The sequence below is a fragment of the Promicromonospora sp. NPDC050262 genome, from assembly GCF_040655935.1.
GTDB lineage: Bacteria > Actinomycetota > Actinomycetes > Actinomycetales > Cellulomonadaceae > Promicromonospora.
Genome location: NZ_JBFAKX010000030.1, coordinates 24,038 through 32,966, shown reverse-complemented (window position 1 = coordinate 32,966; position 8,929 = coordinate 24,038). Strand labels below are relative to the sequence as shown.

Here is an 8,929-nt window from a genome sequence, read left to right as displayed (position 1 = left end):
CGTTGCCCTTGGCCACGATGCTGAACCCGCGGTCCGCGAGCACCGACTCGTGCGCGCTGGCCACTTCGCTTTGAGCGACCTCAAAGCGAAGAAACCCCGGGTCTCGAAGCGAGCTGGATGTCAGTCGTCGGCGAGCGAGGCGACCACTCCGGCGCGGCTCTCGTCCTCGCTGGCGAGCACGCCGCCGTTGGCGACGATGTCGGGGGTGATCTCGCTGAACACCATACGGACGTCCTGGCGGCGGGCACCCAGGATCTCGACGGCGCTGTCGGCCACGGCCTGGGCGAATGCGCGACGCTGCTCGATCGTGCGGCCGCGCAGCAGCTCGACGGTGATGTTGGGCATGTCTTCCCTCCGGTGGCGGCCGCCCCGCAGTTCACGGCTGCGACCTTGATTCAGTGACGTGAACCACCGTACGCGTAGCGCACCCCGAAATCCATGGTCTCGGGTGCATCGGTTCACACTCTTGACACTAGTTCGACAGGCTGGTTTGGTGTGCGGGCCAGCTCCACTCCCCAGGAGTCACCATGAATCGCACGACAACGATCCGTCGCGCGGCCCTCACCGGCCTTGCCGCCGCGGGCCTCGTGGCCCTCGGGACGACGACGGCGGCGGCCCACGTGACCATCACGCCGTCCACCACCGCAGCGGGCGCCACCGCCGTCCTCCGCGTCGAGATCCCGCACGGCTGCGAGGAGTCGGCGACGACCGCGATCACCATCCGGGTCCCCGAGGAGGCCACGGACGTGACCGCCTCCGGTACGGACCGCTGGGCGGTCGAGCAGAGCCCGGACGGCCTGACCTGGGCGACCGACGAGCCGCTCCCGGACGGGGAGCACGCCGAGGTCGAGTTCTCCGTGCGCCTGCCCGACGACGCCGGCGCGACCCTCGTGTTCCCGATCGTCCAGCAGTGCGAGGTGGGGGAGGCGGCCTGGACCGAGGTCGCCGAGCACGGGGAGGGGCACGACGCGCTCGAGCGGCCGGCGCCGGTCCTCGTGGTGACGGCGGGCGACGCCGGGGCGGCCGCGGACGCGACCGCCGAGCCGGTCGCCGAGCCTGCCGCCGAAACTTCTGCCGAGCCGGGTGCGGAGCCAGTCGCCGAGCCCGCCGCGGAGCCCGCAGCGGAGCCGGCCGCCGCCGAGGCCCGCGGCTCTCTCGTCACCTACGGTGCCGCCGGGCTCCTGGCCGCGGGCGTCCTGGTGGGCGGGGCGGTGCTGCTGCGGCAGCGCCGACGCGGATGACCCGCCGGACCGCGGGGCGGCGCGCCGGCGGCTGGCTGCTCCTGCTCGCCGTCGCCTGGGCGCTCCTGCTCGGGTCGGCGAGCCCGGCCGCGGCCCACGCGACGCTCATCGGCACCGACCCGGCGCAGGGCGCGGTGCTCGACGTCGCCCCCGAGCGCGTCACCTTCACCTTCAACGAGTCCGTGATCGGCGTCCCGGCGGGCATCAAGGTGTTCGACGCGACCGGTGAGGAGGTGGCCTCCACGGCCACGGTCCGCGCGTCGCGGCTGCTGGTCGACCTCGACGGCGAGGTCCCGGACGGCACGCTCGTGGTGGTGTGGCGGCTCGTGTCGGAGGACGGGCACCCGATCGGCGGCTCGCTGAGCTTCGCTGTCGGCGCGCCCAGCGACGTGGTGGACGTACCGACCGGCGCGGACGCGGGCACCGACGCGCCCGTCCTGCTCGGCGTGGTCCGCGGGGTGGGCTACGTGGGCCTGCTGGTGGCCGCCGGGACGGCGGCCTTCACGGTCCTGTTCCTCCCGCGCGACCGCATGGCCGACCGGTCACGCACCCGCCTGCGTCCCGTCGCCCGCACGGCGGCCGGCGTCGCGGCCCTGGGCTGGGGGCTGGCCGTGCCGCTCGTCGCGCTCTACCAGCTCGGCCTGCCGGCCTCGGCGATCACCGACGGCTCGACCTGGTCGGCGCTCGCGCCCGCCGAGTACGCCGTCCCCGCCGTCGTGGTCGCGGGGCTCGCTCTCGCCGCCTGGTCGCTCCCCGCGGGTGCGGCGCCCGACCGGACACGGGTCGTCCTCGTGCTGGCCGGCTGTGCGCTCGCGGTCGCCGCGCCCGCCTTCACCGGGCACACGCGCGCCGCGACGCCCGAGGCGCTGGTGATCGGCGTGGACGTGCTGCACCTGGCCGCGGGAGCCCTGTGGCTCGGCGGCCTGGTGGCGGTCGCGCTCGTGCTCGGGGACCTCGCGCGCGGCGACGCCGGCGCCGTCGTGCTCGGCCGCTTCTCCACCTGGGCCTCGGTCCTGCTGGCCGTGCTCGTGGTCGCCGGGACGGTCCTGGCCTGGCGTGTCGCCGGGAGCTGGGGCGCGCTCGTCGACTCCGGCTACGGCGGCCTCCTCCTCGTCAAGGTGCTCGCCGCGCTGGTCGCGATCGGGATCGCCGCGTGGAACCGGTTCGCCCTGCTGCCCCGCCTCCGGACGGCACCGCGCAAGGGCCGTGCGGCGCCCGCCGCCCTGCTGGTCCGGACGACGCTCGCGGAGGCCGGCGTGCTGGTGGTGGTCCTTGTCGTCACGGGCTTCCTGGTGGACCGGAGCCCGGAGTCCGACACGACCGTCACCGCGAGTGAGGAGCGGGGACCGAGTGCCGAGGAGTCGGTGCGGCTGGACGACATCTCGGCGCGGATCACCCTGGACCCCCTCGCCGTCGGGCCCGCCACCCTCACCATCGAGATGACCGACGCGACCGGCGAGCCCGTGGAGGGCTACGAGGCCCCGCGGATGAGTCTGGCGTCCGACGAGGTGGAGCTCGGCGAGGTGACGCTCAGCTCGCTCGGCCCGGGCGTCTACGCGGGCGACCTCGTGCTGCCGACCACGGGGGAGTGGGAGGTGCAGGTGTCGCTGCGCACCACGGAGTTCGACAACCCGGTGCGGACGGTGACGTTCGTCGTGCCGTGACGGATGCGTTCGGTGAACCGCCCCGCGGCGGGGGCCCGGGCGTCAGGCGAGCGCGGCCCGCAGGCGGTTCGCGTAGGCGCGGCGGCGGTCGGCCGGGAGCCACTCCGGCTCCGGGAGCGTGCCGTAGAGGTCGTCGCCCGGGTACCGGGGGAACAGGTGCTGGTGGAAGTGCCACACGTCCTGGTTGCCGGCGGGCTCGTTGTGCTGGCGGGTGGAGACGCCCGCGCAGTCGTACGCGGTGCGCATCGCACGGGCGAGCCGCTGCGTGACGTCGAAGATCGCGTGGCCGTCGGCTGCCGGGAGGTCGTACAGGTTCTCGTGGTGGGCCACCGGGATGATCAGCGCGTGACCGGCGTTCCGCGGCCACCAGCGGGGCGCGATGATCGCGAAGACCCGGTCGTCGCGGTAGACCACGTCGGCCTCGCGCTCTGCCGCGAAGTCGCAGAACGGGCAGTCATAGCCTGCGGGCTCGTGGTTGTGCACAGGGCGGACCCTAGTGCGCCTGCGACCTCGTCTCGGCGAGCGAACGCTCCAGCAGCGCGCGCAGCACCCCACGGTCCACGCCGGTCAGCCGCGTGAGGTAGAGGCAGACCTTGCTCGCGCGGTACGTGCCCAGCTCGGCGAGAAGGTCGGGCCAGCGCTCCGCGAAGTGCTCGGGGAGGTAGATCGTGTGCCTCGTGGGACCCGGCGCGAAGGCGAGCAGGGGTGAGCGGCCACCGTGCCCGCTCTCGTAGCGGTACTCGTACTCCCCGAAGCCGATGATGCGCCCCGCCCACACGACCGGCTTCTCGCCGCTGACCTCGCCGAAGATCGCCAGCAGCTCGTCGGCCTCGGCACGCCGCGGGCCGGTGGCGTGGTCGAGCACCTCCGTGACGGGCAGGTCCGACGGCGACATCGCGGGCTGCTTCGTCGGCATCGGACCGCCTCTCGCTCGTGCTGGATCCTCAGCGTACCGCGGCGGCGTCGGCCCACCACGGCGGGCGATCCCGCCCGGGCGCGAGCCGGGCGGTGCCCCCGTACGGTGGCGGCATGACCGAAGCCCCGGCGCTGATCTGGTTCCGCCGCGACCTGCGGGTCGCCGACCAGCCCACCTTTCTCGCCGCAGGTCAGGACACCCGCGCGCTGGCCCTGTTCGTGCTCGACCCGCGCCTGCTCGAGCCCTCCGGCGCGGCACGCCGGTGGTTCCTCTACGGCTGCCTGCGGGACTTGAGCGAGAGCCTCGGCGGCCGGCTCCTGGTCGTGCAGGGCGACCCGGTCGACGTCGTGCCCCGGGTGGCCGAGGCGCTCGGCGCGGGCGCCGTCCACATCGCGGCCGACTTCGGTCCCTACGGCCAGGCTCGCGACGACGACGTCGAGCGCGCGCTCGGCGCGCAGGGCCGCGAGCTGGTGCGCACCGGTTCGCCCTATGCCGTGGCGCCCGGCCGGGTCCGGTCCGGGGACGGCGGCCGCTACCGCGTGTTCACGCCGTTCAGCCGGGCCTGGGCCGACCACGGGTGGCGCGCCCCGGCGGACACCGACGCCGGCTCCCTGGACTGGATCGACCCCGCGACCGTCGACGTGGAGGCAGTGGAGATCCCGGACCAGCCTGCCGTCGACGCCGACCTGCCCGAGCCAGGGGAAGCGGCGGCACACCGGCGCTGGGACGAGTTCGTGCGCGACCACCTCCAGGACTACGCCGACGGTCGGGACCGGCCCGACCGGCCCGGCACCTCGCGGATGTCGGTCTACCTCAAGTACGGCTGCGTGCACCCGCGCAGCCTGCTCGCCGACCTCGCGGCCAAACGGTCCGACGGCGCCCAGTCGTTCCGCAACGAGCTCGCGTGGCGCGACTTCTACGCCGACGTGCTCGACCAGCGACCCGACTCCGCCCACCGCAACTACGACCGCTCCTTCGACGCGCTGGTCACCGACAGCGGCCCGGAGGCCGACGAGCTGTTCGCCGCCTGGCGCGAGGGGCGCACCGGCTTTCCCATCGTCGACGCCGGGATGCGGCAGCTCCTGGCCGAGGGCTGGATGCACAACCGGGTGCGCATGATCACGGCGTCGTTCCTCGTCAAGGACCTGCACCTGCCGTGGTGGTGGGGCGCCCGACACTTCATGAGCCGGCTGGTCGACGGCGACCTCGCCTCCAACCAGCATGGCTGGCAGTGGGTGGCCGGCAGCGGCACCGACGCCGCGCCCTACTTCCGGGTGTTCAACCCGGTGCTGCAGGGCGAGCGGTTCGACCCGGACGGTGACTACGTGCGCCGGTACGTCCCCGAGCTCGCGGAGGTGTCGGGCAAGGCCGCGCACCAGCCCTGGAAGCTGCCGGACGGTCCGCCGCGCGGGTATCCCGCACCCGTCGTGGACCACAAGGCGGAACGAGCGGAGGCCCTGGAGCGCTACGAGGCCGTCCGCGCGGCGCGGGAGAGCATGCGCGCGACGTCCTGACCGGGGCGCGCGGGAGCCCGGTGGCGCCGTCCGCCCCGGGACTTCGCCCGAACCGGGTGAACGCCCCCGCACGCGGGAGTGATCGACTGCCGGGTGTCGTGCCCACACGGCAGCAAGGCGCACACCTAGGAGAGTCGGCCATGAGCGACTCGTTCGGCGGGAACGTGCTCGTCTACCAGGCGAAGCTGCGCCCCGCCGTGAACCCCGAGTACCTGGTGCGTCGGCCGCGGCTCATCGAGCTGCTCGACACGGCCGTCGAGTCGCCGCTCACCCTCGTCGTCGCGCCGGCGGGCTCGGGCAAGACGTCCCTCCTGCGGGACTGGGTGGGCTGGACCGACCTGCCGAACGCCTGGCTGTCCGTCGACGAGTCGGACCGCGACCCCGCGCAGCTCTGGCTGAGCATCCTCGCCGCGCTCGACGGCATCGCCCCGGGGTGCGCGGAGCCTGCCGCCGACCTGGTCCGACGCCGGCACGCGCTGCTCGACGCCGTGGGGACGCTGCTCGACGACCTGGAGTCGCGGCGGTACGGCCCGCGGGTGCTGGTCATCGACGACCTGGAGGTCGTGGACGAGGCGGTGGCGGGCGGGTCGCTGACCATGTTCGTCCAGCACCTGCCCCGCTGGCTGCGCGTCGTCCTGGTGAGCCGGCACGTCCCAGCCCTCCCGGTGGACCGGCTGCGCGCACGGGGCATGGTCGGCGAGGTCCGGTTTCCCGAGCTGCGGTTCTCGTTCGACGAGGCGACCGAGATGCTGGCCCGGCTGGCGCCGACGCTGCCGCCGCAGCGCGTGGCCAAGGCCGCCCGGCACGCCGGCGGCTGGGCCGCCAGCATCCAGCTCGCCGCGCTGGCCGCCCGGTCCGCGGACGCCCGCGCGGGCCCCGACGCACCGCAGCAGGACGAGGTCGAGCGCTACCTGGGCGACTACGTCTGGCACGAGGTGCTGAGCGGGGAGCCCGCCGACGTCGTCGACGTCCTGGTCGCGGTGTCCGTCGTCGACCGGGCGGAACCCGGCCTCGCCCGGGCGCTCGCCGGCCGCCTCGACGCCCCGATCCTGCTGGAGCGGGCGGAGGAGCGGGGGCTGTTCGCCGCGCGCATCGAGCCGTCGGGCGCCTACGAGACGCACGCCCTGGTGCGCGAGGCCCTGCTGTCCGACCTGCGCAGGCGCGAGCCCGAGCGGGTGACCGAGCTCCACCGGCGCGCGGCGCAGTGGTTCGAGGACGCCGGGCAGCCGGTGGCCGCGCTCGAGCACCTGCTGCGCGCCGGCGAGGTCCGCGCGGCGCTGCGGCTGCTGGCGTCGTGCGTGCCCGAGCTCTACGACAGCGGGCGCGAGGTCACCGTGCGGCGCATGCTCGCCGCGATCCCGGCGGGCACCGCGGTGGTCGACACGGCCGCGGCCGTCGACCTCGCGTGGTGCCAGCTGTTCGCCGACCGGAACGTCTTCGTGCAGACCGTGCACACCGTCGTGGCCCGGGCGGACGGGGACGGCGCGGTCGAACCGTCCTTGCTCGCGCGGCTGGAGATGCTCCGCGCGGCGTCGGCGGCCGTCTCGGGCGACTGGGGCGCGGGGGCCCGGTCCGCCCGGTGGTCCCTCGCGACCATCGGGGACCGCTGGCAGACCGACCCGCTGTGCAAGTTCGGCTGGAACCTGCTGGCCCGGGAGATCGCCCTCGCGGAGCGGTGGGACGACGCCGGCCCGGAGGTGCGGCAGATCGCCCGCACCCTCGGCCCGGCACCCGGCCGACGGATCGCCTTCGAGGCCACCCGGGCCCTGGGGGCGGCCCTCGCCGGGCGCCCGGTCGAGGCGCTGCGCCTGGTGTACGGCCCGCGGCAGGTGTCCGAGGCGGCGAACCTGACGACGGCGCGGACCGAGCTGATGATCGCCGAGGCGCTGGCCAACCGGGAGATCGGGGAGCAGTCGGCCGCGCTGCCGGTGCTGTCGCGCCTGGTCGAGACCCCGTGCGACCCGGTGCCGCACTGCCGGCTGCTGGCGTGCCTCGAGCTGGCGCGGGCCGCGGTCGACTCCGGGGACGGCGCCGCGGCCGAGCGTGCCTTCGGCGACGCCACGGAGCTGGTCGACACGGAGCTCACCGGTCCGGGCAGCCGCACGCTCCTTGCCCGTACGGGCACCCTGCTGGCCCTGGCGGAGAGCCGCCTCGACGACGCCGGGCGCTGGGCCGCCGAGGTCGACGACCCGTTCTGGGGCGGCGTCGAGACGGCGCGTGTGCTCATCGCGGAGGGCGACGTCGGGACGGCGGACACGACGCTGCGCGCGGCCGCCCCGCGTTGCGTGCGCCACCACGTGCTTCTCGACCTGCTCCTGAGCCGCACGACCCGCAACGCGGACGAGGCCGAGTCCGCCCTGTCGCGTGCGGTACGGCTCGCCGCCGCGCACGGCCTCGTGCAGACGGTCGCGTCCGAGGGGACGGAGGTCGTCGAGGCGATCGAGCGACTGGCCTGGCAGGTGCCGAGGCCGTGGCTGGACCGGCTCCGCCGCGTCCCGCTCTCCGGGGCGTCACCGCCCGGTACGGCGGTGGTCGAGCTCGTCGAGGACCTGACCGACCGGCAGCTCGGGATCCTCCGGATGCTCCCGAGCCGGCTCAGCCTGCGGGAGATCGCGGACGAGCTGTTCATCTCGGTGAACACGCTCAAGTTCCATCTCAAGGTGATCTACCGCAAGCTGGGCTGCGGGTCCCGCGCCGAGGCGGCCGACCTGGCCCGGGCGCTGATGAACCGGCACCGGCGGGGTCAGCCCTCGGGCGCCTGGCGGCGCTGAGGCGCCGTTCCGGGATCACTGCTCGCCGGGCGCGCCGTCCCCGGCCGTCAGGGCGGCCAGCGCCGCCTTGGTCTTGGTCTCCTGCGGGGAGCCGAGGTCGAGCCCCTTGCCGGCGAGGAGGGCCTTCGTCTCCGCGGCGGCCTGGAACGCCTCGTCGGGCGGCGCCTTGGTGGACAGCTCGAGGATCCTGGTTCCGTCGGGCAGCACCCACAGCTCGGCGACCATGCGGCGGGGGTACCCCTTGGCCCGGAACCGGCACTTCAGCAGGTTGATCGGCCCGAGCACGGTGAGGTCGTCCACCCCGACGTCCCCGGGCAGGCGCTCGCCCAGCAGGGCCCGCTGGTCGTCGTCGAGCAGGCCGTGGATGCCCCGGTCGCCGATCATCAGCTTGCGCACCCGGCGGTCGGGCGCCTCGACGGTCAGCGAGCACGAGCAGGTGTACCCGGCGGGCGACGCGTCCAGCTCGACCTTGAACCCTTCGTGGCCGCGGTAGCCGTCAGGCACGTCGTGCGGCATCGCGGGGCGGAGCTTGACCGTCAGGTCGCCGGGCTTGCGCTGGGTCCGCCGGGCGCGCAGCACCACCCCGGCCGAAGAGAGCCGCAGGTCGGGGGTGTCGACGAACGCGACCTGGCGCAGGACGGCGTCCAGCGGGTCGATGCCCAGTGCTCGGACGGCGGAGCGCTGGAAGTTGTCGGGCACGGTGAGCTTGAGCTCGACGGAGTCCACGTCGGGCAGGATCGCGAGCATGCCGGCGAGCTGCTCGGCGTCGTAGGTGGGTATGGCGGACATGGGGGCCTCCGGGGGTATGTCTCCCGATCATGCC

8 protein-coding genes are annotated in these 8,929 nt (G+C 74.8%); 4 read left to right on the top strand and 4 right to left on the bottom strand.

What is annotated here, in order from left to right:
* Positions 1–120: 120 nt before the first annotated feature.
* On the bottom strand, positions 121–345 hold the full coding sequence (locus tag AB0I29_RS26570) for a tautomerase family protein (protein WP_357487118.1): 225 nt from the start codon (positions 343–345) through the stop codon (positions 121–123).
* A 182-nt stretch (positions 346–527) separates the two neighbouring features.
* On the opposite strand from AB0I29_RS26570, the gene AB0I29_RS26565 reads away from it, so the two are divergent.
* Together AB0I29_RS26565 and AB0I29_RS26560 are read left to right on the top strand one after the other, a co-directional pair.
* Complete coding sequence (locus AB0I29_RS26565; RefSeq protein WP_357487116.1) at positions 528–1,241, top strand: DUF1775 domain-containing protein; 714 nt, start codon at positions 528–530, stop codon at positions 1,239–1,241.
* Positions 1,238–2,905 carry a copper resistance protein CopC gene (locus AB0I29_RS26560; protein WP_357487114.1) on the top strand — a complete coding sequence of 556 codons (1,668 nt, stop codon included), beginning with the start codon at positions 1,238–1,240 and terminating at the stop codon, positions 2,903–2,905. The genes AB0I29_RS26565 and AB0I29_RS26560 overlap by 4 nt, the downstream gene beginning before the upstream one ends.
* 42 nt (positions 2,906–2,947) lie before the next feature.
* Here AB0I29_RS26560 and AB0I29_RS26555 read toward each other — a convergent pair whose 3' ends face one another.
* Both AB0I29_RS26555 and AB0I29_RS26550 read right to left on the bottom strand, forming a co-directional pair.
* A complete protein-coding gene (locus AB0I29_RS26555) occupies positions 2,948–3,388 on the bottom strand; it encodes an HIT family protein (protein ID WP_357487112.1) in 441 nt (146 codons plus the stop codon).
* A gap of 10 nt (positions 3,389–3,398) precedes the next feature.
* Positions 3,399–3,821, bottom strand: coding sequence for a DUF1801 domain-containing protein (locus AB0I29_RS26550; RefSeq protein ID WP_357487110.1), 423 nt, complete (start codon positions 3,819–3,821; stop codon positions 3,399–3,401).
* 113 nt (positions 3,822–3,934) lie between these two features.
* Here AB0I29_RS26550 and AB0I29_RS26545 point away from each other — a divergent pair, with 113 nt between their 5' ends.
* Together AB0I29_RS26545 and AB0I29_RS26540 are read left to right on the top strand one after the other, a co-directional pair.
* On the top strand, positions 3,935–5,335 hold the full coding sequence (locus tag AB0I29_RS26545) for a deoxyribodipyrimidine photo-lyase (RefSeq protein ID WP_357487108.1): 1,401 nt from the start codon (positions 3,935–3,937) through the stop codon (positions 5,333–5,335).
* A 140-nt stretch (positions 5,336–5,475) separates the two neighbouring features.
* Positions 5,476–8,106 (top strand): LuxR C-terminal-related transcriptional regulator, encoded by a 2,631-nt coding sequence (locus AB0I29_RS26540; RefSeq protein WP_357487106.1) that lies wholly within the window; start codon positions 5,476–5,478, stop codon positions 8,104–8,106.
* A gap of 15 nt (positions 8,107–8,121) precedes the next feature.
* Here the strand turns inward: AB0I29_RS26540 and AB0I29_RS26535 are convergent, their stop codons facing one another.
* The gene (locus AB0I29_RS26535; RefSeq protein ID WP_285105594.1) at positions 8,122–8,895 is read right to left on the bottom strand and encodes a hypothetical protein; all 774 of its coding nucleotides are present in this window, start codon (positions 8,893–8,895) and stop codon (positions 8,122–8,124) included.
* Between the last annotated feature and the right edge of the window lie 34 nt (positions 8,896–8,929).

What these genes read in the sequence shown, in the direction of transcription:
- AB0I29_RS26560 (WP_357487114.1), top strand. Translation starts at nt 1,238, where the DNA reads ATGACCCGCCGGACCGCGGGGCGGCGCGCCGGCGGCTGGCTGCTCCTG.
- AB0I29_RS26550 (WP_357487110.1), bottom strand. Translation starts at nt 3,821, where the DNA reads ATGCCGACGAAGCAGCCCGCGATGTCGCCGTCGGACCTGCCCGTCACG.
- AB0I29_RS26565 (WP_357487116.1), top strand. Translation starts at nt 528, where the DNA reads ATGAATCGCACGACAACGATCCGTCGCGCGGCCCTCACCGGCCTTGCC.
- AB0I29_RS26545 (WP_357487108.1), top strand. Translation starts at nt 3,935, where the DNA reads ATGACCGAAGCCCCGGCGCTGATCTGGTTCCGCCGCGACCTGCGGGTC.
- AB0I29_RS26535 (WP_285105594.1), bottom strand. Translation starts at nt 8,895, where the DNA reads ATGTCCGCCATACCCACCTACGACGCCGAGCAGCTCGCCGGCATGCTC.
- AB0I29_RS26540 (WP_357487106.1), top strand. Translation starts at nt 5,476, where the DNA reads ATGAGCGACTCGTTCGGCGGGAACGTGCTCGTCTACCAGGCGAAGCTG.
- AB0I29_RS26570 (WP_357487118.1), bottom strand. Translation starts at nt 345, where the DNA reads ATGCCCAACATCACCGTCGAGCTGCTGCGCGGCCGCACGATCGAGCAG.